Origin of the sequence: Hyphobacterium vulgare, assembly GCF_042643335.1 — a bacterium.
Classification (GTDB): domain Bacteria; phylum Pseudomonadota; class Alphaproteobacteria; order Caulobacterales; family Maricaulaceae; genus Hyphobacterium; species Hyphobacterium vulgare.
This window is the reverse complement of sequence record NZ_JBHRSV010000002.1, coordinates 14,850-37,854: the sequence shown is the minus strand read 5'-3', so window position 1 is coordinate 37,854 and position 23,005 is coordinate 14,850. Positions and strand designations below refer to the sequence as shown.

Here is a 23,005-nt window from a genome sequence, read left to right as displayed (position 1 = left end):
ATGGATCGCCGAACCACACCCGCGCGTCCCGATCTGGCGGCTTCCCACCTGGAAGGCCAGGTCGAGGCGGAACGCTTCACCGAGCCGGTCGACCGGCAGGTCGGCCACGCCAATGTCTGGCTGCGCTCCGCGCCGAAGGACGACGCACCGGTCGATACCGAGTTGCTGTTCGGCGAAGTGTTCGCGGTGCTCGAGGAGAAGGATGGCTGGGCCTGGGGGTTTTCGCGCAATGACGGCTATACCGGCTATGTCCCGTCGGACGCCCTGGACCGCGATGTGCGGATGGCCAGCCACCGGGTCTCCGCCCTGCGCACCTATGTGCTGTCGAAGCCGGATCTCAAATCGCCTCCTGTCGCGCTGATCAGTCTCAATTCCCGGGTCGCCGCCGGCCGCCGGGAGGGCAATTATGTCGAGGTGATCGGCACCGGCTGGGTGCCGCAATTCCATATTGCGCCGGTCAGTGCGACCGAGCCCGACTTCGTGGCCGTGGCCGAGCGATTCTACGCCGTGCCCTATCTGTGGGGCGGCAAGACCAGTGTCGGGCTCGACTGCTCGGCGCTGGTGCAATTGTCACTGGAGGCGGCGGGCATCCCCGCCCCGCGTGACACGGATCTGCAGGAAGCCGAGCTGGGCGGGCGCTGGCGGCATGTCGCTGCCGATGCGCCGAAACGGCGCGGCGATCTGGTGTTCTGGAAGGGCCATGTCGGCATCATGACCGATGGCGAGCAGCTGCTGCACGCCAATGCCTGGCACATGGCCGTAGCGATCGAACCGCTGGCGGAGGCTGTGGAGCGGATAGAAAAAACCGCAGGACCGGTGACATCGGTCCTGCGGCGTTCACGCTAGGGAGAAAGCGGCGAGGATTATTCCTCGCCGTCTCCGGTCTCGTCTTCGGTGGTTTCCGGTTCGTCGGTCAGGTCTTCACCGCCGGCCGCTGCGGCCTGCGATTCGATTTCCTGCTCTTCGATGACCGGTGTTTCGCCGGATTCAGCGTCCGCAGTCACGGCCGCGTCTTCGCCTTCGATCATCTCGCCGCCGGCTTCGTCGCCGGTGGTGTCCGCTTCGGCCGGAGCCGGGGCGGGGAAGGGAACCGGATCGGCTGACAGGGTCTGGAGATAGGCCAGCAGATCGGCCCGGTCTTCCTCGCCGCGCAGACCGGCGAATGACATGTTGGTGCCCGGCACATAGCCGCGCGGATTCTCGATGAAGGCATCGAGATTCTCGTAGGTCCACGTGCCTTCCATGCTGCTGAGCGCAGCGGAATAGCCGAAGCCGGCATGGGTGGCCTTGTCGGCTCCGACGACGCCCCAGAGGTTCGGGCCGGTGCCATTGGCCCCGCCCTGCTCGAAGGTGTGACAGGAGACGCAGCGGCGGGCGATGCGTTCACCGGCGTCCGCGCTGGCATTGGCGAGCAGCGTACCGAGATCGATTTCCGGTGCTTCCTCGACGGCGGTCGAGCCGGTCCCCAGCGAGGCCAGGTCCAGCGGATAGGCAAATTCGGTTTCTTCCCCGTGTTCCGGGAAAAGACCTTCGGCAATCAGACCGATGACCATGATCGCCAGGATGGTGCCAATCACCACGCCTGCAATTTTGTTCCAGAAGAGATCGCCCATTCTCGTCCCCAGGCAATGCTATTGAGAGCGCGAGCGTGTTTGGCACGCGCCAACGGGAGTGGCAACCGCGCAAGGCGGCAATGCAGACCGTCACTTACGCTGCACGCGCGGCCGCGTCCAGCGGCGAAGGGTCGCGGTCCGGGGTGTTTGCCACATCGCCGCCACAGTCGGGTCACTCCGGTGCCAAACAGCGTTGCGCTTTGGCCGCACCCGGAAATTGCAGCACAGCAAATGGCTGCACTCGCGGAAACATCCCCCTTGCGACCCGTTTCGGTGCTGCTCAGATCAACAGAGCGGACGGCAAAGACCGCTCCGCTGGTTGGTCAACAAACAACAATGAGGGTTCAGAAATGATCCGTATGCTCCTCTCCGCTTCCGCCGCGACGCTCGCGATCACGTCCGTCGCTTCCGCCGATGCCGGCGATTTCCGTCTGTCGGGTGGCTACACCCATGTCGATGCTGACTCGGTGAATTTCGACGCCGTTGCCCTGCGCGCCGGCTATGACTTCACCGAATTCTTCGGCATCGAAGGTGAAGGCAATATCGGCATCAATGGCGACACGGTTGCCGTGGGCGCGACCAATGTCGACGTCGACATGGACTACGCTCTGAGCGGTTTCGTGGTCGGCCGTCTGCCGGTCGCGGAAAACGCGAACCTGTTCGCCCGCGCCGGTTACACCACCGCGTCCTTCGACGCGTCGGCTGGCGGCGCGACCTTTTCCGACGATGACGACGGCTGGTCCTATGGCGTCGGCGGCGAATGGTTCTTCGACGGTGTGAACGGTGTCCGCCTCGACGTCACCCGCACCGAATTCGATCAGGGCGGTGAAGCCGATTCCTTCGGCATCTCCTATGTTCGCCGCTTCGGCACGCGCTAATCGCGCCAGCTGAACGAAAAGAAGAGGGCCCCGCTTTCGGCGGGGCCCTTTTTCTTGGCGGTCAGGGTCAGCGCGACGCCCAGACTTCCAGCAGGCGGCGGGCGATGGCGATTTTCGGCGGCACGTCGGCGTCGGGATGTTCACCGGCCAGCATGGCGGCGATCTCATCCTTCGAGAACCAGCGGGCGGTTTCCAGTTCGGCGGCGTCGATCGTGACCTCGGTGGAGCGGGCCGGAACGATCAGGCCGATCATCAGCGAGGACGGAAACGGCCAGGGCTGTGACGCGACATATTCGGTGCCGGCCTGATCGACGCGAATGCCGGCCTCCTCGGCGATCTCGCGGGCACAGGCTTCCTCGATCGTTTCGCCGGGCTCCATGAAGCCGGCGAGCGCCGACCACATGCGCGGCGGCCAGGCCGCCTGACGGCCCAGAAGGCAGTAGTCACCATCGACGGGCAGCATGATGACGACCGGGTCGGTGCGCGGGAAATGCTGCGCGCTGCAGGCGGTGCAATCACGGCGCAGACCGCCCATGGCCTCCTGCAGACGGTCGCCGCAATTGGAGCAGAAGCTGCGCCGCTCGCGCCAGAGCAGCAGCGAGCGGGCGAAAGCGAAAATCCCGGCCTCGCCCGTGTCGAGCCGCATCCCCGCCGCGCGCGGGTCGGAGAAGCGGGAATCCTCGAACGGGTCGCTGGAATCGGCGGTTTCGCCGGCGAACAGGGCGGTCCCGTCCTCCAGGCCGAGAAAGATCAGTTCCCGCTCCGGAGCGAAGCGGGGATCGGAGAGCGGAAACCGGACCAGCCGGCCATTGTGCGAAATGAGAGGCTCGCCGCCGCGCAGGACGATGCGGCGGCTGTCCGGACTGGCTTCAAGCGCGGCCAGGGCGGCTGCGTCGCGGCGAATCGCCTCGCCGCGATCGAGCGGACAGGCCGAGAAGGCCAGGGGCGGGAGGCCGGCGTCATGCATGGTCCTCATCCTTGCTGTGTCGCCGACGTGCTAATGCGTGCCGGGGGCGTTGCCAACCGCACTTGAAACCGGGCCGGGCGATGCCCACACTCTAATTAAGGATTTCCTGAACCAGCTGGAGCCGTCCCTGAACACCGTGCTTGTCTTCGCCCTGTCGCTGCAGATCGCCGGAACGCCTCTCGAGGCGGGCCCGGTCGAGGCATTCTACGCGGCGCGCGAGGGCGCGCTTGTGTGGACCGGCGAGGCGAATGCGGCGCATTTCGACGCATTGATCGAAGCGCTCGCTTCGGCGTCCGATCATGGCCTCGACCCGAGCGATTATGGCTATGCCGACCTGCGCGCCGCGGATGCCGCAATCGCCGATCCCGCGCTCGACCGGCTGGCGACCGAAGGCTGGATGACGCTGGCGCAGGATCTCGCGACCGGGCGGCTCGATCCGCGGGAATACGGCGCGGCCTTCGACGCGCCCGAGCCGCTGGCCAATCCCGCGGACAGTCTGGCGTTGATGATTGCGTCGGGCGAGGTGGTGACCCGCCTCGAGGTGCTCGCTCCGCACCGCCCCGAATACCGGGCGCTTCAGGCGGCATTGGTGCGCTACCGCGAGATCGCGAAGCAGGGAGGGTGGCACCCGATCGAACCGGGTCCTGCATTGCATCCCGGTGACCGCGATGTGCGGGTGCTGTTCCTGCGCGACCGACTGCAGACCGAGGGGCTGATGCCGGTTCTGGCCTGGCCCGGTCCCGGCCAGTTCGCCGAATTCATCGATTCCGTCATGATCTACGACGATGCGGTCGCAGCGGCGGTTGCCGAAGTGCAGCGCTCGGCGCATCTCGAGCCCGACGGCATTGCCGGAGCGGACACGATCGACTGGCTCAACATTCCCGTCGAACATCGTATTGCTCAGATCGAGGCCGGTCTCGAACGCTGGCGCTGGCTGCCACGCGACCCGGCACCGCTGCGCGTCGAAGTGAACCTGCCCGACTACCGGCTGGCCGTGTACGGTGCTGAGGGGTTCGTCCGGACCCATGACGTGATCGTCGGACGGCCGAGCCGGCCGTCGCCGATGCTGCAAGCGCAGATGCGCTACATGATCCTCAATCCGTGGTGGGAGACGCCGCACCGTCTGGCCGTGCTCGACGAACTGCCGCTGTTCCGCCGCGATCCGGGGGCCGTGGACCGATTGGGTTTCGTGGTGCTTGACCGGGAGACGGGCGAGGCGGTCGATGCGACCGAGATCGACTGGACCACGGTCAGCGCCCGGGACTTCCCCTACCGTCTGCGTCAGCGACCCGGCCCGCACAATGCGCTGGGCGTGGTGAAATTCATCTTTCCCAACCCGTTCTCGACCTTCCTGCATGACACGTCCGCGCGAGAGTTGTTCGACCGGCCTGCGCGCGCCTTTTCCTCGGGCTGCGTGCGGGTGCGCGATGCCGTCGAACTGGCCGAATGGGTCGCGGGACGCGCGAGCGAAACCGACAATGAGCGTTTGCACGACGCCCTCGACAGCGGCCGGGAAACCCGCATCGATCTCCTCCGGCCGATCGATGTGCGTTTCCTCTATTTCACAGCCGTGGCGAACGGGGAGGGCGGCGTGCGTTTCGTGCCGGATGTGTATGGCCTCGACGCGAGGCTGATCGCGGCGCTCGGGGGTGCGCCGGAAACGGGAAATCCTGACGATGAAGACGATCCTGACGAGTTTGTTCTGGCTGACGGCGGCGGCGAGTGCGGCGTCGGCTTCTGACATGGCCCCGGCCCGCGAGCCGGTCGATCTCCATGCCTATGACAATGGCCGCACCGGCCTGACGGTGTCGGTGAATGACACCCTGTCGGTCGACTACCGAGTCTTCGCGCTCTCGGTGATGCCGGGAGAAATGCTGACCCTGTCCGCCGACCGGCCGGTCGAATGGCGATCCGAACGCCCCTTTGCCGACGGATTGGGAGAGGCGGCCGTCTGGCTCGCCCCCGATCAGCCCGGCCTTCACGCGATCGAGGCGGTGGCGGAGAACGGCGAAATCATTCGTCTGAACGTCTTCGTGCTTCGTCCGGCGAGCGAGATCCGCAATGGCCAGCTGTCGGGCTACCGGATCGGCGACTATCCGCGCGAACCCTATCGCGGGCTCGACACCTACCGGGCGCCGGAAGGCTATATCGAAGTGACGCAGGACATGATCGAGATCGAGGTCGCACCGCATTTCATGCTCGGTCAGTTCCTGTGCAAGCAGGAGGCCGGCTGGCCGCGTTATGCCGTGGTGCGCGAAGACCTGCTGCTGTCACTGGAAGACATACTGGAGCGCGTCAACGCCCATGGCTGGCGCACGGACGGCTTCGTGGTGATGAGCGGATACCGCACGCCGGACCACAATCGCGACCTCAGAAATGGCGAACATTCGCGGCACGTCTATGGCGGGGCGGCCGACATCTTCATCGACGAGGACGGCGACAAGGTGATGGATGATCTCAATGGCGACGGCATCCAGAACCAGGAAGACGCGGCGGTGCTGTTCGATTTCATCCATGCGCTGATGGAAGATGAGGCAAGCGGTCTGGCCGGCGGTCTCGGGGAATACCGGGCCAATGGCTATCATGGCCCCTATGTCCACATCGACGAGCGCGGCTTCAATGTGCGCTGGGGGAGGTGACGCGACCCGCCTCTATTGCATTTGCGAATTATTCGCATAAACTCGCTTCATGGCTTTGCCGATTCAGGCGCGGCGAGGCCGGCAATCCGGGAGCGAGCGATGCGATGGGCCGCCAATGATACCGACCGTCTCGGCGACGGTGCGGCGCTGAACACGATGCAGGGCAATGCCGCCGACCGGGCGGTTCGCGACTGGCTTGAAACCCAGTCGCGGGTCGTCACCTGGTGGCGCGACCTGTTGGTGGAGACCGGCGGCGATCCTGACCTGGTGGCGGTACTCGACGACCATGCAGCCTTCCTGCGCGGCGCCTCGGCGGGGTAGGGATGTCATGGGGTCCCCATGAAAATGGGGACCTGAAGTTTTCACCAAGCTTCGGGTTCCCGCTTGCGCGGGAACCCTAGTGAGAACTCGGGAACGATCACCCCACCCCGCTCCCGTTCAAGGGGCGGAAAAGTCGCTGTCACTCCACATTCCGGGTCTCGACGCGGCCAAGCCGGTCGAAGCGGGCGGCGAAGGGCGCGCCATCGATGAAGCTGCGGGCGACGTCGTCGCCGGCCAGCCAGGCGCGGAAGAAGGCGGTCGAGGCTTCCGCCGTGGCGGACTGGATCACCGGATAATTCTCCGGGTCTGGGCGGCCGGGGCGCGACCGGCCGCCGAAGACGCTGTGATCGCCGCCCTCGAACACGATCAGGTATTGCGGGGCCGGCCCCATTGCGGCGAAGGCTTCGAGCCGATCCTCCGGACGGGTCGCGGCATCAAGCGGGCTGCCGTCCTCGGTGCCGGAGAGGTGCAGCACCGGTTCGGCGATGCCGGCATAGACCGCGCCGCCATCCGTGCGGTCATCCGCAGGCGGCGGCGACAGGGCGACGCCGGCCAGCAGGCGGGGGTCGTCGAAATCGATTCGCCCGCCGGGCCCGAAGTCCCTGCCAAGCGCAGCCATCACCGTGTGTGCGCCGAAGGAATGCCCGGCAATGCCCATGCGGGCTGTGTCCGCCGGCAGCTCGTCTGTTGCCGTCCGGCGTTCGATCTCGTCGAGGACGAAGGGAATGTCACGGTAGCGGGCGACGGCGGACCGGGCATTGGCGGCCTGCCGCAGGGCCTGCATGGCGGCGGGACCGCTCTGACCCTGCCACACGCTTTCATCCGAACCAGGGTGCTGGACGAAGACGGCCAGGAAGCCCCAGCTCGCCCAATGCTCGCCGAGATAGGGCGCCGCCTCGCGGCTGCCGCCCAGCCCATGCGAGAAGATCACCACAGGGAAGGGGCCGTCACCGTCGGGGCGATAGATCCGCACCGGGATGTCGCGATCGCGATCGGTGTCCGTCCAGCTGTCGTCGCTGACGGACACGGTATGAGCACCCGGCGCGCCCCACACGCTGGCCTGGTCGGCAGCGGCGAGGCCGGGTGTCAGCAGGACGAGGATGAGGACAAGCGTGCGCATGAAGATCTCCCTGAGCCGATCACTCTAACGCGCCGCGCCCCATGTGTCCGTCGCAGCAAGAATGCGCCGTACGGCGCGGTGCTGGGGCATGCTCAGGCCGTCGCCGGCCGCGAAGCGCAGGACGGCTGACTCCTGCGCCTTGCACCCGCCGCCCCGGCACGCGATATTGGGGGCGGAAGGCCGGCGCGGACGGAGCCCTCGCCAACCCGGTCAGGTCCGGAAGGAAGCAGCCGTAACGAGTTTTGCTCCGGGTCGCTGTCCGGTCTTCCACCTAACGCCGCACCAGCTCCCCAAAGGTCCATGGACGACGCTCCGCCCGACATGCCGGAAAATGCGGAAGGCCCGCCGCTTGGACTGGACACGCCGTCCGGCAAGGTCGGCTATACGGTGCTGGCGCGCAAATACCGTCCGTCGCGATTCGAGGACCTGATCGGCCAGGAAGCGATGGTGAGAACGCTCACCAATGCCTTCGCCTCGGGCCGGATCGCCCATGCCTACATGCTGACCGGGGTGCGCGGGGTCGGTAAGACCACGACGGCGCGCCTGATCGCCCGCGCGCTCAACTACAAGACGGCCGAGGTCGACCAGCCCTCCATCGTGCTCGATCCGCCGGGCGAACATTGTGCCGCGATCCAGAAATCCGCGCATGTCGACATCATTGAGATGGATGCCGCCTCGCGCACCGGCGTCGGTGATATCCGGGAAATCCTCGAAGGCGTGCGCTATGCGCCGGTTTCAGCGCGCTACAAGGTCTATGTGATCGACGAGGTGCACATGCTGTCCACCTCGGCGTTCAACGCGCTCCTGAAGACGCTCGAAGAACCGCCCCCGCATGTGAAGTTCATCTTCGCGACGACGGAGATCCGGAAAGTCCCGGTGACCGTGCTGTCGCGTTGCCAGCGATTCGACCTGAAACGGGTCGATCGCGATGAGCTGGCCGCGCACCTGAAAGGCATCGCCCAAAAGGAAGGCGCGACCATCGAGGACGATGGCCTCGCCCTGATCGCCCGGGCCGCGGAAGGCTCGGTGCGTGATGCGCTCTCCCTGCTCGACCAGGCGATCGTGCAGGGCGGCGACAGCGATGCGCCGGTCAGTGCGCTGCAGGTCCGCGACATGCTGGGCCTGGCCGACCGGGCGCGTGTGCTGGACCTGCTCGAAGCGGCGCTGTCGGGCGATCATGCCAAGGCGCTGGCCGAGATTTCCGAGCTCTACGACGCCGGGGCCGACCCCGCTGTCATCACGCGCGACTGCCTCGATTTCGTGCACGCCATCACGCGGGTGAAGGTGGTCGGGGAGGACGCCGATCTGGCCGAGGCGAAGGAGACGGTCGCGCGTCTGGCCTCAATCGCGGAAGGCCTGTCGCTGGCGCAGCTGACGCGGCTGTTCAAGATATTGTTGACCGGGCTCGACGATGTGCGTCAGGCACCCGAACCGCTGTCGGCGGCGGAAATGACGCTGCTTCGCCTGTCCTCGGCGGCGTCGCTGCCGTCGCCGGAGGATGCGGCGCGGATGATCGCCGAAGGCGGTCCGGCGAAGGAGACAACGCCTGCCCCAAAGCCTGACGCCCCGCAGGGGGCGGAGGCTCCCAGGTCTGAGAATTCGGGCGCGGTGGTGGACGACCGGGACGACGTTCTCGAGGATGCGCCGCCGCTGTCGGCCTATGAGGACGAACAACCGGACTCGCCCGATGCGGACGAACCGGCCCTACCGGCCGAGGCCAAGGGTGTCGAAGCCCCGGTCGAGGGGCCGAAGGATTTCGAGGCGCTGATCGGCCTTCTGGAACGCAAGCGGGACATCCGCCTGCGGTCTGATGTCGAGCGCTTCGTGCGCCCGGTCAGCTACAAGCCCGGCCGGATCGTGTTCGAACCCGAGGCGCATTGTCCGCCCGACCTGGCGCAGCGCCTGTCGCGCGCGCTGACCGACTGGACCGGTTCGACCTGGGCGGTGATGCCCTCGACGGATTCGCGCGGCGGTGAGACCTGGGCGGAACGGCGCAAGCGCGAGCGGCGCGAATTGTTCGAGGTCACGCGCCGCGACCCGGCAGTGGCCGAGGTGCTGAAGCATTTCCCGGACGCGGAACTCGTCGATGTGCGCAGCGCTTCGGAAGACGCGGATGATTTCGCCAGCGATGGCGAGCAGAGACAGGAAAGGTCCTGACATGACCGATCTGATGGGGCTGATGAAGCAGGCCCGCGAAATGCAGCAGAGAATGACCGAGGCGCAGGAAAAGCTCGACCGCGAAGAGGTCACTGGCGAATCCGGCGCGGGTCTCGTCAGTGTCACGATGACGGCCAAGGGCGAGATCAAGTCGGTGAAGCTCGACCCCTCTATGATGGTGCCTTCCGAGGTCGAGGTTGTCGAAGACCTGATCGTCGCGGCGAGCGCCGATGCGCGCCGCAAGGCCGAAGCCGTGCAGCAGCGCGTGATGAAGGAAGCCGCGGGCGGGCTGCAACTGCCGCCGGGCCTGAGCCTGCTGGGGATGTGATGCGCGGCTATGCTGCCTTCCCCTGCCTTCGATTCGCGTGAGCTGATCCCTTGAGCCGAGCCACTGCCGGACCCGAAATCGAGCGCCTGATATCGCTCCTGGCCAAACTGCCGGGGCTGGGGCCGCGTTCGGCGCGCCGGGCGGTGCTGCACCTTCTGAAGAAGCGCGAGGCGCTGATGGGACCGCTGGCCGAGGCGCTCGCCGACGCGGCGGACAAGATCCGCGCCTGTACGACCTGCGGCAATCTCGACGTGACCGATCCGTGCGCCATCTGTGCCGCGCCGGGCCGCGACCCTTCCGTGATCTGCGTCGTCGAAACGGTCGGCGATCTCTGGGCGCTGGAACGCGCCAGCGCCTTCCGCGGCCGCTATCACGTGCTCGGAGGCACGCTGTCGGCGCTCGACGGCATCCGCCCCGACGATCTCAACATTTCGCGGCTGATGGAGCGGGCTTCGGGCGCGGAGGCGAAGGAGATCGTCCTGGCACTCAATGCCACGGTCGACGGGCAGACGACCGCCCACTATCTCGCCGACAAGCTGACCCCGCTCGGCGTCGCCGTCACCTCTCTGGCGCGCGGCGTGCCGGTGGGCGGCGAGCTTGACTATCTCGACGACGGCACGCTGGCTGCTGCGTTCCGGAGCCGGCGTCCCGCCTGACCGGGACGTCTTGCGCCGGGCGCCGATTCGCTCTCACCTTGGCAGGCCAAGGGGGATGTGGTGGTCCTGTCGAATGCATTCGGCCGATGAGTGAACGTCCGTCAAACGCGGACCTTCCTGTCCTGCCCGAACCGGGCCGCGCGGCCTTCGTCTTCATCTTCTGCGTCAGCCTGTTCATCGCCTGCCTGATCAGTGCCGCCGTGCTGGCGGTGAAACCGATCGCCTTCAACCTGTTCGGATTCGGGCTCCTGGTGCCGGTGGGGACGTTCGCGTTTGCGCTGACCTTCACGGCCACGGACGTGATCAGTGAAGTCTGGGGACGGAAGATGGCGACCCATGTCGTGATCTCCGGCCTGATCATTCGCCTGGTCGTCTTCGGCCTGTTCGCCATGGGTCTGACGATCGAGACCTGGGTGCCCTGGGTCGGGCCGGCGGACTACTGGACGGCGGAGAACGAGGCGGCGTTCGAATTCGTTCTGGCCAGCTCGAACCGGACCAATATCGCCGGAATGGCAGCCTTTGGTCTCTCGGCGCTGACCGACGTCTTCATCTATCACTATCTGCGCGAACGCGACCGGGGGAAGAACCGGCTCTGGTGGCGCAACAATGTCTCGACGATCATCGCGCAGATCGTGAATTCGGTGATCTTCATCACCGTCGCGTTCGGCGGCGTCGTGTCGCTGGCGGCCCTGTTCAGCCTGATCCTCGGCCAGGTCGCGTTCAAGATCCTGACGGCCGGACTCGACACGCCGCTCGTTTACATCCTGCGCAACTTTGCGACGGGCCGGAAACTGCTCGACTTCCGGGGCTAGCGTCCGCCACCCCTACCGGGCCGGGATGATCCGCATCAGTGCGCCATCCGGCTCCGGCTCATCGGTCAGGATGTAGAGTGACCCGTCCGGTCCCATGCGGACATCCCGGATGCGTACGCCAAGCTCGCCGAGCAATGCCTCTTCCCCGACGATTTCACCGTCTTGGAGATCGACCCGGCGCAGATGCGAACCGGCCAATGCCCCGACGAAGAGGTCGCCCTGCCATTCGGGGAAGTCCGGACCGTCATAGAAGGCCATTCCCGACGGGGCGATGGACGGGGTCCAGTGCAGCAGCGGGCCTTCAAAGCCGTCGCCTTCGGCGTGGTCCGGGATCATCTCGCCGTCATAGTGATCGCCATTGGAGGCGCGCGGCCAGCCATAATTGGCTCCCGCCACGATGCGGTTGATCTCGTCGCCGCCGCGCGGGCCGTGCTCGATTTCCCAGACATCGCCGCTCGAGGGTTCGATGGCGATGGCCTGCGGATTGCGGTGGCCAAAGCTCCAGACCGCCTCGTCACCCTCCTCGCCATCGGCGAAAGGATTGCCGGGGGCGGGATCGCCGTCCTCGGTCAGGCGCACGATCGTGCCGAAATGATTGGTCGGGTCCTGGGCCTGGTCCATGCGAATGAAGCCCTCGCCAATGGTCAGGAGCAGCGTGCCATCCTCGAGGAAGACCATGCGCCCGCCATAATGCGCGCCGCCGGGCTTGGTGGCTTCGGCCTGAAAGATCACCTCGGTGTCTTCCAGCGCGGTGGCACCCTCGCTCAACCGGCCGCGTGCGATGGCGGTCCGGTTCATCACGGTATTGCCCTGCGCGAAGGACAGGTAGACGAGGCGGTTCTCGGCGAAATCCGGGTGCAGGAGGACGTCGAACAGGCCCGCCTGCCGGTTGTTGAACACGTTCGGCGTTCCGGCGAGCGGTTCGGTGATCAGCGCGCCGCCGCGGATCAGACGTAGCCGTCCGGCGCGCTCCGTGACCAGCATCGAGCCGTCGGGCAGGAAGGCGAGTGACCAGGGATGATCGAGCCCGGCCACGACGGTTTCGGCTTCGACCGCGTAATCCTGCGCCAGGGCAGGGGCGGTGGCGACGAGAAGCAGGACGGAGAGCGCGCGCAGCATGAATGACCTCGATTCCGGTTTCGGGCCTGAGGGTAGAGCGCGGAATTGGCCAGGCAAGTTCCCTCAGAGGGATCAGGCAGCCTGCGGGTCGGGGCGGAGCGAGCGCGCCAGAGTGCCGAGGCGGGCCGGAAGGTCCGGTTCGAAGGCGCTGATCTGGGCCCAGCGCCGCCGCACCCGCGCGGGAATTTCGGCGACGTTCGGCGGCAGGATCCGGGCGCAGGCCTCGGCGGTTTCCCAGCCACGGATCATGAAGGCGGCCAGTCCGGCGTCGAGTACGCGGCCAGTGTCCAGCGGCACTTCGTAATTGCCGTAGTATTTCTTGTACTGGCCGTGGCCCCGGCCGAGATCGATGCGTGTCATGCCGAGACGCTGCGCGTTCTCGATCAGGCCGTGAATCAGAAGCAGGCCCGGCGAAGCGCAGGCGAATTTCGCATCATAGGCGGGGAACCAGGAGTGATAGACACCGCCCGCCATCAGGCCGATTTCCACTGCGGCGAGCCGGTCGCCGAAATAAAGGGCGGCGGTCAGCGTTCCGAACGGGCTGCCTTCGCGGCGGCGAAGATCGGCGAGCAACTGGTCGGCCCAGCCGACCGACAGCACGTCGAGCTTTCCGGTCGCGCGGTATTGCTGGCCTTTCCAGGCTTTCAGCGCGGCATAGTGATCACCCGTCGGGTCGCCGAACACGAAATGTGCCGGCCCGAATTCGGTCTCCGCCTTGCGCAGGCGGCGCGCCATCTTCTTGAAATGATCCCGGTGCAAGAGGCTCTGCGCGGCGAACCAGGCATCGCCGCCTTCGCTGACATCGCAGATCACCGATCCGTCGCGCTCGCGGCGTTCCCGGCTCAGATCATGTCCGGCCGCCAGCCAGTTGTCATAGACCAGGGCACAGGCGCCGGCCCCCGCCAGCACATCTCGCGGATGGATGCGCACGCCTGGTGCCGCCACGACACCCTGATAGTCCGACATTGGCGACCCGACCGGGCGGACAACGCCGCCCTTGGGCGTGTGATGGGCGAAATAGCCTGCCGGTTCGCCGCCATCGCTCAGCACGGAGACCCGCACATCGCGGCGGACGCGGTCGACCGCCTCGGCAAAATCGGGCAGCAGATAGGGGCTGGACAGCTGACCGCCCGGCGCGGTCCAGGCGTTCCAGCGCCGCACATCGGCTGGGGTCAAGTCCCGGATCGAAACGGTTTCCACACGCATGAAAGCCGGTCTCCCTGTTCAGAACCGGACGGGAGCAATGGCCGGGCCAGTTTCCCTTGAGGGTTGATCGCGGGTTAATTTCCCCTCCAGGGCGAGCGGCCGGAAAGGCATACGGGCGTTGGCGTTTCGGATTTGTTCTGTATGCTCTGCGCGATTCAATCGATACGGGAAATCCATGGATTTGATGCTGTTCGGAGCGGGCACGCTCCTCGTCACTCTGGTCCTTTTCGGGCTGCTGCTTCTGGAAAAGCAACGCGCGGGGCGGCTCGAGAAACGCCTCGAGGAGGCGGAGCGCAAGGCGATCCAGGCCGAGGGGATCGAGTCCGCGTTGGCGGAATTGAAGGCGGACCTGAAGGCCGCCGAAACCGCACGCTCGGAAGCCGAGCGCGCCCATGCCAGCCTCAAGGCGACTCTGGAATCGGCCGAGAAACACCACGCCGAGCGGCTGGCCGATCTGGAACAGGCGCGCAAACAGCTCAATGAGAGTTTCCAGCTGACCGCCAACGAGGTGCTGAAGGCGAGCGGCAAGGAGCTGAACGCGAAGAGCGCGGAAAGCCTGCAGACCCTGCTGAACCCGCTGCGCGAGCAGCTCGACGGTTTCCAGAAACGGGTGATCGAGGATGCCAAGGAGCGCACCGGCCAGACCAGTGCGCTGCACACGCTGGTCGATACGCTGCACAAGAATGCCGTGCAGATTTCGCAGGACGCGAACAATCTGACCAATGCACTGAAATCCTCGTCGAAAGTCCGCGGCGACTGGGGCGAGCTGGTGCTCGAACGCATCCTGTCGAAATCGGGGCTTCGCGAAGGCGAGGAATTCGAAACCCAGTCGAACGAGACCGACGGTGAGGGCCGGCGCCTGCGCCCGGACGTGGTCATCAACATGCCGGGCGGACACCGCCTGGTGATCGATTCCAAGGTCAGCCTCAACGCCTTCGAAGCGTGCGTGAATGCCGAGACCGATGAAGAGCGCAGCGCCTTCCTGAAACAGCATCTCGCCTCGGTGCGCACGCATGTGAAATCGCTGGGCGAGAAGGATTATGCGGCGCTTTATCCCGGTGTCGATTTCACGCTGATGTTCATCCCGCTGGAAGGCGCGGCGGTTCTGGCGCTGCAGAATGATCACGACCTGGTGTCGTACGCGCTCGAACGCGGCGTGATGATCGCGTCACCGACCAATCTGACGATGGCGATGCGCACGGTGCAGAATCTGTGGACGATCGAGCGGCAGAACCAGAATGCCCAGGCGATCGCCGACCGGGCGGGCCAACTCTATGACAAGCTGGTTGGCTTCGTCGAAGAGCTCGACAAGGTCGGACAGCGCATTGGCCAGGCCCAGGGCGCGTGGGAAACCGCGCGCGACCGGCTGGCAACCGGCAAGGGCAATGTGATCCGCCAGACCGAGATGCTGAAGGAGCTGGGCGCGAAGACGAAGAAGTCGCTGCCCGATGGCTATATCGATGCCTCCGGCGACTCACCCGCCGCGCTTTCAGCGCCTGAAGACGGCGAGTCTTGAACCCCGGCGCGCTCCGGCATACCTAGGGCGTCATGGCAGTCCGAGACATCCTCACCGTTCCCGATCCGCGCCTGAAACAGGTGTCGAAGCGAGTCGACAAGGTCGACGATGCGCTTCGCGATCTGATGGATGACATGCTGGAGAGCATGTATGCCGCCGACGGGATCGGCCTCGCCGCGATCCAGATCGGCGAGCCGCTGCGCGTCATCGTGATGGACCTCGACTGGGGCAAGGGCGAGCGCAATCCGCGCTATTTCGTGAACCCGGAGATCCTCGATGCGTCCGACTCGAAGCTGCCCTACGAGGAGGGCTGCCTGTCGGTGCCGACCGTCTATGACGAGGTCGAGCGCCCGGATCATGTGCGCCTGAAATATCTCGACTATAACGGCAAGGAAGTGATCGAGGAGGCCGAGGGCCTCTATGCGGTCTGCATCCAGCACGAGATGGATCACCTCGAGGGCGTGCTGTTCATCGACCATCTCTCGCGCCTGAAGCGGGACCGGGCAGTGAAGCGGGTGAAGAAGCTGGGGCTGGAAAAACTCCCGGCAGCCGGGTGAACCGCAACGCCGTCCTGATCCGTGCCGCGACCGCAGCGCTCTTGCTGTTCACGACGCTCGTCATCCTGCAACCGCATATCGAGGCCTGGTTCGCCGCGCGCGACTGCGCGGCCGGGGGCGGGCGCTGGATCGCGGAATTGCGGGCCTGCGCGGTGATTGTCGACACGGCGGACCAATCCGCCGCTTGACCGCCTGCCCGGACCGGGGTCGAGTAAGGTCCATGAAAGCTCTCGCTCCCCTTCTTGCCGCCGCCGCGCTCGCGGCCTGCGGCAATCCCGCCCCTGAGTCCACACCTGCGCCGTCCGCCGCGGCGGAAACGGACCTCTTTACCGCCCTCAGCGCCCGCTGCGGCCAGGCCTATGAGGGCCGGGTGCTCGGAGACGACCCGCGCGACGCCGACTGGCGCTCGGAACGCATGGTGATGCATATCCGCGAATGCAGCGCCGACGAGATCCGCATTCCGCTGCATGTCGGGGAGAATCGTTCGCGCACCTGGGTGGTGACGCGGCAGGGCGAGGGGCTGCGCCTGAAGCATGACCACCGCCACGAGGACGGCAGCGAGGACGTGCTGACCCAGTATGGCGGCGACACGGAGGGGGCGGTGACCGGCCTCACCGCCGAATTCCCGGCCGATGAATTCAGCCGCGACCTCTTCGTGCGTGAAGGCATCCCGGTCTCGGCCGACAATGTCTGGCTGATGCAGATCGAGGGCGAGACCTTTACCTACGGCCTGACGCGGCCGGACCGGAATTTCCGTGCGGTGTTCGACCTGTCGGAGCCGGTTGAAGCGCCGCCCGCGCCCTGGGGGTTCGAGGACTGACAGGCCCGAGTGCACGTTTTGGGGGGCTTGATCGGCGGGCGGGTTCGCGGTCAAACGCGCCCATGACACTGCGCCTCGCCTTTCTCGGAACGCCCGACTTCGCCGCCGCCTCGCTCGCCGAGATCGCCGCGGCGGGCCATGACATCGTCCGCGTCTACACCCAGCCGCCGCGCCCGAAGGGCAGGGGGCATGAGGAGAGGAAGACGCCGGTCCACGAACTGGCCGAAACGCTGGGGCTTCCGGTGGAGACGCCGAAAAGCTTCAAGGACCCTGAAGTGCTGGCGGAATTCGCCGCGCTCGATCTCGATGTCGCGGTGGTCGTCGCCTATGGCCAGATCCTGCCGCAGGCCGCGCTCGACGCGCCGCGCTTCGGCTGTCTCAACCTGCACGGCTCGCTCCTGCCGCGCTGGCGCGGCGCCGCGCCGATCCAGCGCACCATCATGGCGGGCGACGCACGCACGGGCGTGCAGGTGATGCAGATGGAGGCGGGGCTCGATACCGGGCCGATCCTGCTGTCGGAGACGTTGCGCATCGACCCGTTCGACACGGCCGGGAGCCTGCACGACCGGATGATGGCGACCGGCGCGCAGATGTGGCCGCGGGCGCTCGCCGCCCTCGAACGCGGATCGCTGGAGGCCCGGCCCCAGAGCGAGGACGGGGTCACCTATGCCGCCAAGATCACGCCGGAGGAGGCACGGATCGACTGGACGCGTCCGGCCGACGAACTCAGCTGTCACATTCGCGGCCTGTCGCCCTTCCCGGGCGCGTGGTTCACCCTCGACGCGGGGGGCAAGCCGGTGCGGATCAAGGTGCTGAACGCCAAGGCCGAGGAGGGCGAGGGCGTGCCCGGCACGGCGCTCGACGACACGCTGCTGATCGCCTGCAGCGAGGGCGCGGTGCGTCTGACCCGGCTGCAGCGCGAGGGCCGGGGCGCGATGGACGCGGAGGATTTCCTGCGCGGCACCGCCATCCCGGCCGGGACGGTTCTGGGCTGATGCCTCTGATCGTTGAAACCAGCACGCATTCCTTCTCCCTCCCCTTGAGGGGAGGGCAGGGGTGGGGTGCGCATCTCGTCAAATCCCCCCCACCCCGACCCTCCCCCGGAGGGGGAGGGAGTCATGAGCGCGCTCGTAAGCGAGGGTCGCACTGATGCCCCGCTACAGGCTGACCCTGGAATATGATGGCGGACCGTTTGCCGGCTGGCAGCGTCAGGATGATGTGCCGACGGTGCAGGGTGTGCTCGAGGCCGCGGCGGAGGCGATCAATGGCGCGCCGGTGACCGCTCATGCGGCCGGCCGCACCGATGCCGGCGTCCACGCGCTGGGGCAGGTCGCGCATCTCGATCTGGGCAAGGATTTCCGTACCGACACCGTGCGCGATGCGCTCAATCAGCACATGCGCCCGCACCCGGTCGCGGTGCTTGAGGCGGAACGTGTCGGCGAGGATTTTCATGCCCGCTTCTCGGCGAAGCGGCGGCACTATCTCTACCGATTGGTGGACCGGCGACCGCCGCTGACGCTGGACAGGGGACATGTCTGGCGTGTGCCCTATCGGCTCGATGCCGAGGCGATGCACCATGCCGCGCAGGTCCTTGTGGGCCAGCACGACTTCACCACCTTCCGCGACAGCCAGTGCCAGGCCGACAGCCCGGTGAAAACGCTGGAAGCCATTTCGGTGAGCCGTGTGGGCGCGGAGATTCACCTGACCTGCCGCGCCATTTCCTTCCTGCACCGGCAGGTGCGTTCGATGACGGGCAGTCTCGTCGAGGTCGGCAGCGGCAAGTGGAGTGCGCGCGACCTCAAGGCCGCGCTCGACGCCGCCGACCGCCAGCGCTGCGGCCCGGTCGCCCCGCCCGACGGGCTCTACCTGACCAAGGTGGATTACGAGGGCTGACTGGCGCCTACTCGGAGACATCCCGCTGGAAATTCGGTGTGAAAATTTCGCCGGTGTCCGACTGACGCATGAGGAAGTTCAACGTGCGCGTGTTGACTTCAACCGATTGCTGACCTTGCGAAAAGTAGAAACTTGAGGCGGGCCGATTGTACGCCGCCACCCCTGTGACCGGTCCGGCGACGGTACAGGATGCATCGCCGTTGGCTGCAAGCGTACCGGAAATCATCAGGACATGGCGCAACGGGTCAGGCTGAGTCATCAAGCCCGTGAGCGCGCAGGACTCCTCGTCATCACCAAATCCGCGCTGGAAATATCCGGACACTTGCCCGTCGGGCGTGATGGTGAGGCTGTTTTTCGGTTCGGTGACAGGGTTGGCAATCGAGGGAATGTCGCGGAACTCGCCCGCGAGGCTGGACAGCGACACCGGTTCGATCGTGTGGGCGTCAATGTTGGCGCGGACATTGGTATTTTCCGGCCATCTCGTGATTGCGAGACTGGTGGGTTCGTTTGCTGTCCGGGTCAGATTTCCAAAGAAGTAGCCGCTCGGCGCACCCTGGCCGGTCAATGTCGCCGTCGCGCGCGTTTCAACCGCCGGATCGACCGATGTGAATCGCGCCATACCGTCAATCAGCGCGGAAAACGCCTGTGTGTCGCCATCGACTGCTCCAAGCGTGATCTGGCCATATCCGGCAAACTGATGACCGTAGCTGACTTCGGTGAAGCTCGTGCTCAACCGATCAGAGTCCCGATATGTGAGCAGCCAGATACCACCACTGGGGTCGATGACGGCGAACCCGCTGCCTGCATCCTGGGCACCGTTCCACATTTCGCCGTCATTGCTCAGCGTGTTGACATTATAGATTCCCGCATAGCCGGCGAGGGCTCCGGGATCGCTGGAGTTGAGAGGGGTCGCGGCCGGAGCCGTGTAGGCGATATTGGTTTCACCGACGAGATTGCCGTTGGCATCGACGAATTCAAGGCCGACGCGCGACATGTTCGGAAACAGGCGTGCGCCAAAGCCCAGATTGTCGCGAAGGACCACAGCGAAGGTGCGTGCCGTGTCGCCCAAGCTCACATCGATTGACGCCGTGGGAGGAGAAAGACAGACACCGTTGATGGGATCAGTTTCGCACACGAGTGTCTCGAACGGTCCCCCGAAATTCCCGAATCCATAAACGAATTCGCCCAGATTGGGGTATCGCGGACGAACCGTGATCATTTCCGGGTTGCCGCCTGAACCGATATTGATCATCGCGCCAGCGGCGCGCCGCGCACCACCATCCACCCCAATCCGCAGCACGCCGTCGAGGGACGGCGTCACGACCGCCGATACCACGTCGGCGGGCGTGCCGGGCAGCTGGACGAGGTTCAGAGCATTGAGCCTCACAAAGCCTTCGGTGGTGGTGTTGTCGCAAATCAGATTCTGGCTGATCGACAGGATCTGGCCGGTTGTTCCGAAATCTCTGAGGAAATTGTGAGACAGGGCGATGTAGCGGGTGGTCCCTGCCGGGATGTCGAAGGGGGCATTGAGCTCACCATTGTTGGTGATCTCGTTGTTGGCAATCGTCACTTCGAAGATGGAATACTCGAAGTTCGAATTCGCTCCTACTGCCGAGATCGTGCAATTTCGCGCCGTTGATTCCCCATTGTTGATCAGCGCCATGATCGCCGTCCGCGGCTGCCCCGGGACCTGCGACCGGGTGATGGGCGAAACCGCCGTGAACACGCGCGGTTGCGCGAATGTCGGCGCGGACAGGCAGGACAGAAGTCCAGCGAGCATTCCAACGAAGATCGTTACGCGCATGTCCGCACCCCCAACTGGTCACAAGGCTTCAAAATACGTTGGAGAATGCAACAGCGGCACGACACTTTTCGGACATCTGCGGTAAAGTTCCGGACTGCATCAACCGATGCAGCCTCAAGAGGCATTTACCAGGGCGATCGCCTGCGCCAGCGCCTGAATTCCCTCGCGGCTGAGGAAATCCGCCAGCACCACGATCACGCCGGCGCCGGCGACCCGCTGCCACGGGCCGTCGAGCACGGCGAAGGCGATCGACAGGTGCAGCACGGTCAGGAAGGCCGGGTAGAAGATCACGAAGAACAGGGCGAGGAAGGTCTGGTCGGTGATGCCGGCGACGGCGCTGGCCGCGATCAGCATGACGAGAAGCGTCTGCGCCAGAACCGACCAGTTGCGCACGGTCAGCCAGGCGGCGAAATGGCGCTTGGTGCCGGTAACCGACACCGCGACGGCGGCAACGACCGGGAATAGCAGCCACAGCCGGGCGAGATCGAGGAGGTAGTACCAGAGCGGCAGGTCGACCGGTGCCGCCGCGGTCAGCCGGGCGAAGAAGACCTGCATCAGCACATAGACGGGCAGGCCGATGAGAATGGCGCCGAAGCTGCGGTAGAGACCGGCCTCGGTCAGGTTGAAGCGCTCCTGCCAGTCGGGCCGGAACAGAAGAATCCGCCCGATTCCGGCCATGGCGAAGGCGGCTTCGGCGAGGAGGCGGATCATCCCCGTCCCCCGCGCAGATAGCCCTCCAGGAGGCGCGTATAGATGCGCGTCAGCGTCTCGACATCGGCGACCGGGACGCGTTCGTCGACCTGATGCATGGTCGCGCCGACCAGGCCGAACTCGCACACCGCGGCATAGTGTTTGATGAAGCGCGCGTCCGACGTGCCACCGCCCGTGGTGCGGGCGGGGCGGCGGCCGGTCTCGGCCTCGACGGCATCGGACAGCAGGTCGGTGAACCAGTCCGGCGTCGACAGGAAGGCTTCGCCGGTGACCTTGAGGTCGAGCGCGATCCGGCCGGTCCAGCCGAGCCCGGCGGCTTTCGCCTCGTCCCCGATCCAGCGTTTCAGATCGTCGCCCCTATGCGCGGTGTTGAACCGGATGTTGAACTTCGCCGTCGCGTTTTCCGGGATCACGTTGTGCGCGGTGTTGCCGACATCGATGGAGGTGATTTCGAGATTGCTCGCCTGGAAGTGCGGCGCGCCGTTATCGAGCGTGCGCGCTTTCAGCCGGGCGAGCAGGTCCATCATGACAGGGATGGGGTTTTCCGCCTTTTCCGGATAGGCGACATGACCCTGCCGCCCGGTCACGGTGATGACGCCGTTGAGGCTGCCGCGCCGGCCGATCTTGATTGTGTCGCCGATCGTGTGGGGATTGGTCGGTTCACCGACGATGACGTGGTCGAATCGCTCGCCCTCGGCGTGGAGCGCTTCCAGCAGCGGTTTCGTGCCGTTTATAGCCGGGCCTTCCTCGTCACCCGTGATGATGAAGGCGATCGACCCGGCACTGTCCCCGCCCGCCGCGTCGAAGCGGGCGATGGCGGCGGTGAAGGCAGCGATGGCCCCCTTCATGTCGGCCGCGCCACGCCCCCACAGCATGTCGTCGAGGACCGTCGCCTCGAAGGGCGGGTTGGTCCAGGCGGCCTCGCGGCCGGCGGGGACGACATCGGTGTGACCGGCGAAAGCGATCACCGGCCGGGCCGTTCCGCGCCTTGCATAGAGATTATCGACCTCGCCAAACGGATAGCGCCGGCAGGTAAAGCCGAGCGTCTCAAGCGCGGCCTGCAGTCGGTCGAGCGCGCCTTCGTCCTTCGGCGTCACGGACGGCGCGCGGATCAGGTCGCGGGCAAGCGGGATCGGGTCGGAAAGCGATGCGGCATCGGACATGAGGGTATACATAATGCCAGTTGCGTCAGAGCGATACGCGGCGCGGGAGGAAATTCAATGGCCAGGCTGACGTTGAGCAATGTCGAAGTGAAATCCGGGTCAGGCTATCCCGAGCCCTTCAACCGGCCCTGTCAGGCCCGGCAGTGGCAGGAGCTCGGCGAGGCGGCCGGTCTGAGCCAGTACGGGGTCAATCTGGTGCGCGTGCCGCCGGGCAGCTGGTCCTCGCAGCGCCATTGGCACACGCACGAGGACGAATTCGTCTACCTCATCGAAGGCGAGGCGGTGCTGGTGACCGATTCCGGTGAAAGCGTCATGCGGCCCGGCGATTTCGCCGGCTTTCCGGCGGGCGACGGGGACGGGCATCACCTGCAGAACCGGTCGGACCGGGATGCGGTCTTTCTCGTCGTCGGGTCGCGGCGGGAGCTGGAGGACGAGGTCCACTATTCCGACATCGACCTGCATCTGCCGAACACGCCGGACGAGGGGCGGGTGGCTTTCACCCGCAAGGATGGCACGCCCTATTGAGCGTCATTGCCGTTCACGGCGTTGATCTTCGCCATGAACCACAGGGTCGAGACGAGACCCATGGCAATGACGTAGACGACGGCGGCCCACTGGATGACGGTGTCCGACCAGAAATTGTCGGCGATCAGGATGGCAGAGACGAAGAAGACGGCCATCAGGATCTGGAAGATCGCGAAGCGGATACCGGATGCGCGCGTCAT

25 protein-coding genes and 1 other RNA gene are annotated in these 23,005 nt (G+C 65.9%); 17 read left to right on the top strand and 9 right to left on the bottom strand.

What is annotated here, in order from left to right:
- Nucleotides 1-846 carry a C40 family peptidase gene (locus ACFOOR_RS04230; RefSeq protein WP_343165066.1) on the top strand — a complete coding sequence of 282 codons (846 nt, stop codon included), beginning with the start codon at nt 1-3 and terminating at the stop codon, nt 844-846.
- A 17-nt stretch (nt 847-863) separates the two neighbouring features.
- Here ACFOOR_RS04230 and ACFOOR_RS04225 read toward each other — a convergent pair whose 3' ends face one another.
- Nucleotides 864-1,613, bottom strand: a complete 750-nt coding sequence (locus tag ACFOOR_RS04225) for a c-type cytochrome (RefSeq protein WP_343165067.1) — start codon at nt 1,611-1,613, stop codon at nt 864-866.
- A gap of 350 nt (nt 1,614-1,963) precedes the next feature.
- Here ACFOOR_RS04225 and ACFOOR_RS04220 point away from each other — a divergent pair, with 350 nt between their 5' ends.
- Nucleotides 1,964-2,491, top strand: a complete 528-nt coding sequence (locus tag ACFOOR_RS04220) for a porin family protein (protein ID WP_343165068.1) — start codon at nt 1,964-1,966, stop codon at nt 2,489-2,491.
- A 67-nt stretch (nt 2,492-2,558) separates the two neighbouring features.
- On the opposite strand, the gene nudC is transcribed toward ACFOOR_RS04220, so the two are convergent.
- On the bottom strand, nt 2,559-3,458 hold the full coding sequence (gene nudC, locus ACFOOR_RS04215) for an NAD(+) diphosphatase (RefSeq protein WP_343165069.1): 900 nt from the start codon (nt 3,456-3,458) through the stop codon (nt 2,559-2,561).
- Nucleotides 3,459-3,507: 49 nt separating this feature from the next.
- Between nudC and ACFOOR_RS04210 the strand changes: the two genes are divergently transcribed.
- The 3 genes from ACFOOR_RS04210 (at nt 3,508) to ACFOOR_RS04200 (ending at nt 6,418) form a co-directional block, all read left to right on the top strand.
- On the top strand, nt 3,508-5,199 hold the full coding sequence (locus ACFOOR_RS04210) for a L,D-transpeptidase family protein (protein ID WP_343165070.1): 1,692 nt from the start codon (nt 3,508-3,510) through the stop codon (nt 5,197-5,199).
- A complete protein-coding gene (locus tag ACFOOR_RS04205) occupies nt 5,135-6,097 on the top strand; it encodes a D-Ala-D-Ala carboxypeptidase family metallohydrolase (protein ID WP_343165071.1) in 963 nt (320 codons plus the stop codon). The genes ACFOOR_RS04210 and ACFOOR_RS04205 overlap by 65 nt, the downstream gene beginning before the upstream one ends.
- A 99-nt stretch (nt 6,098-6,196) precedes the next feature.
- Nucleotides 6,197-6,418: a hypothetical protein gene (locus ACFOOR_RS04200; RefSeq protein WP_343165072.1), complete on the top strand. Its 222-nt coding sequence runs from the start codon at nt 6,197-6,199 to the stop codon at nt 6,416-6,418.
- Between the two features lie 139 nt (nt 6,419-6,557).
- Here ACFOOR_RS04200 and ACFOOR_RS04195 read toward each other — a convergent pair whose 3' ends face one another.
- Complete coding sequence (locus tag ACFOOR_RS04195; protein ID WP_343165073.1) at nt 6,558-7,538, bottom strand: alpha/beta hydrolase family protein; 981 nt, start codon at nt 7,536-7,538, stop codon at nt 6,558-6,560.
- 174 nt (nt 7,539-7,712) lie between these two features.
- Here ACFOOR_RS04195 and ffs point away from each other — a divergent pair.
- The 5 genes from ffs (at nt 7,713) to ACFOOR_RS04170 (ending at nt 11,491) form a co-directional block, all read left to right on the top strand.
- An RNA gene (gene ffs, locus ACFOOR_RS04190) (signal recognition particle sRNA small type) lies at nt 7,713-7,810 on the top strand.
- Nucleotides 7,811-7,838: 28 nt separating this feature from the next.
- Nucleotides 7,839-9,695, top strand: coding sequence for a DNA polymerase III subunit gamma/tau (locus ACFOOR_RS04185; protein WP_343165074.1), 1,857 nt, complete (start codon nt 7,839-7,841; stop codon nt 9,693-9,695).
- A gap of 1 nt (nt 9,696) precedes the next feature.
- Nucleotides 9,697-10,023, top strand: coding sequence for a YbaB/EbfC family nucleoid-associated protein (locus tag ACFOOR_RS04180; protein WP_343165075.1), 327 nt, complete (start codon nt 9,697-9,699; stop codon nt 10,021-10,023).
- 50 nt (nt 10,024-10,073) lie between these two features.
- Entirely contained in the window at nt 10,074-10,679 is a 606-nt protein-coding gene (gene recR, locus ACFOOR_RS04175; protein ID WP_343165076.1) for a recombination mediator RecR, read from the top strand.
- 86 nt (nt 10,680-10,765) lie between these two features.
- Nucleotides 10,766-11,491, top strand: coding sequence for a queuosine precursor transporter (locus ACFOOR_RS04170; protein WP_343165077.1), 726 nt, complete (start codon nt 10,766-10,768; stop codon nt 11,489-11,491).
- A 12-nt stretch (nt 11,492-11,503) separates the two neighbouring features.
- On the opposite strand, the gene ACFOOR_RS04165 is transcribed toward ACFOOR_RS04170, so the two are convergent.
- Nucleotides 11,504-12,610: a PQQ-dependent sugar dehydrogenase gene (locus tag ACFOOR_RS04165; protein WP_343165078.1), complete on the bottom strand. Its 1,107-nt coding sequence runs from the start codon at nt 12,608-12,610 to the stop codon at nt 11,504-11,506.
- A 72-nt stretch (nt 12,611-12,682) separates the two neighbouring features.
- Nucleotides 12,683-13,816, bottom strand: a complete 1,134-nt coding sequence (locus tag ACFOOR_RS04160) for a GNAT family N-acetyltransferase (protein WP_343165079.1) — start codon at nt 13,814-13,816, stop codon at nt 12,683-12,685.
- A gap of 175 nt (nt 13,817-13,991) precedes the next feature.
- On the opposite strand from ACFOOR_RS04160, the gene rmuC reads away from it, so the two are divergent.
- From rmuC to truA, 6 genes are all read left to right on the top strand, one after another.
- Nucleotides 13,992-15,332, top strand: coding sequence for a DNA recombination protein RmuC (gene rmuC, locus ACFOOR_RS04155; RefSeq protein ID WP_343165080.1), 1,341 nt, complete (start codon nt 13,992-13,994; stop codon nt 15,330-15,332).
- Nucleotides 15,333-15,364: 32 nt separating this feature from the next.
- Nucleotides 15,365-15,889 carry a peptide deformylase gene (def, locus tag ACFOOR_RS04150; protein ID WP_343165081.1) on the top strand — a complete coding sequence of 175 codons (525 nt, stop codon included), beginning with the start codon at nt 15,365-15,367 and terminating at the stop codon, nt 15,887-15,889.
- The gene (locus ACFOOR_RS04145; RefSeq protein ID WP_343165082.1) at nt 15,886-16,077 is read left to right on the top strand and encodes a hypothetical protein; all 192 of its coding nucleotides are present in this window, start codon (nt 15,886-15,888) and stop codon (nt 16,075-16,077) included. Before def ends, ACFOOR_RS04145 begins: the two co-directional genes overlap by 4 nt.
- A 32-nt stretch (nt 16,078-16,109) precedes the next feature.
- Nucleotides 16,110-16,709, top strand: a complete 600-nt coding sequence (locus ACFOOR_RS04140; protein ID WP_343165083.1) for a hypothetical protein — start codon at nt 16,110-16,112, stop codon at nt 16,707-16,709.
- A gap of 68 nt (nt 16,710-16,777) precedes the next feature.
- The gene (fmt, locus tag ACFOOR_RS04135; RefSeq protein WP_343165107.1) at nt 16,778-17,704 is read left to right on the top strand and encodes a methionyl-tRNA formyltransferase; all 927 of its coding nucleotides are present in this window, start codon (nt 16,778-16,780) and stop codon (nt 17,702-17,704) included.
- A 154-nt stretch (nt 17,705-17,858) separates the two neighbouring features.
- Entirely contained in the window at nt 17,859-18,602 is a 744-nt protein-coding gene (truA, locus tag ACFOOR_RS04130; RefSeq protein ID WP_343165084.1) for a tRNA pseudouridine(38-40) synthase TruA, read from the top strand.
- Nucleotides 18,603-18,609: 7 nt separating this feature from the next.
- On the opposite strand, the gene ACFOOR_RS04125 is transcribed toward truA, so the two are convergent.
- The 3 genes from ACFOOR_RS04125 to dapE all read right to left on the bottom strand — a co-directional run bounded on the left by ACFOOR_RS04125 (nt 18,610) and on the right by dapE (nt 22,280).
- Nucleotides 18,610-20,406 carry a hypothetical protein gene (locus ACFOOR_RS04125; protein ID WP_343165085.1) on the bottom strand — a complete coding sequence of 599 codons (1,797 nt, stop codon included), beginning with the start codon at nt 20,404-20,406 and terminating at the stop codon, nt 18,610-18,612.
- Between the two features lie 114 nt (nt 20,407-20,520).
- The gene (locus ACFOOR_RS04120; protein ID WP_343165086.1) at nt 20,521-21,117 is read right to left on the bottom strand and encodes a hypothetical protein; all 597 of its coding nucleotides are present in this window, start codon (nt 21,115-21,117) and stop codon (nt 20,521-20,523) included.
- On the bottom strand, nt 21,114-22,280 hold the full coding sequence (gene dapE, locus ACFOOR_RS04115; protein ID WP_343165087.1) for a succinyl-diaminopimelate desuccinylase: 1,167 nt from the start codon (nt 22,278-22,280) through the stop codon (nt 21,114-21,116). Before dapE ends, ACFOOR_RS04120 begins: the two co-directional genes overlap by 4 nt.
- 57 nt (nt 22,281-22,337) lie before the next feature.
- Here dapE and ACFOOR_RS04110 point away from each other — a divergent pair, with 57 nt between their 5' ends.
- Entirely contained in the window at nt 22,338-22,805 is a 468-nt protein-coding gene (locus ACFOOR_RS04110) for a cupin domain-containing protein (RefSeq protein ID WP_343165088.1), read from the top strand.
- Here ACFOOR_RS04110 and ACFOOR_RS04105 read toward each other — a convergent pair.
- Nucleotides 22,799-23,005: a hypothetical protein gene (locus ACFOOR_RS04105; protein WP_343165089.1), complete on the bottom strand. Its 207-nt coding sequence runs from the start codon at nt 23,003-23,005 to the stop codon at nt 22,799-22,801. The genes ACFOOR_RS04110 and ACFOOR_RS04105 overlap by 7 nt on opposite strands.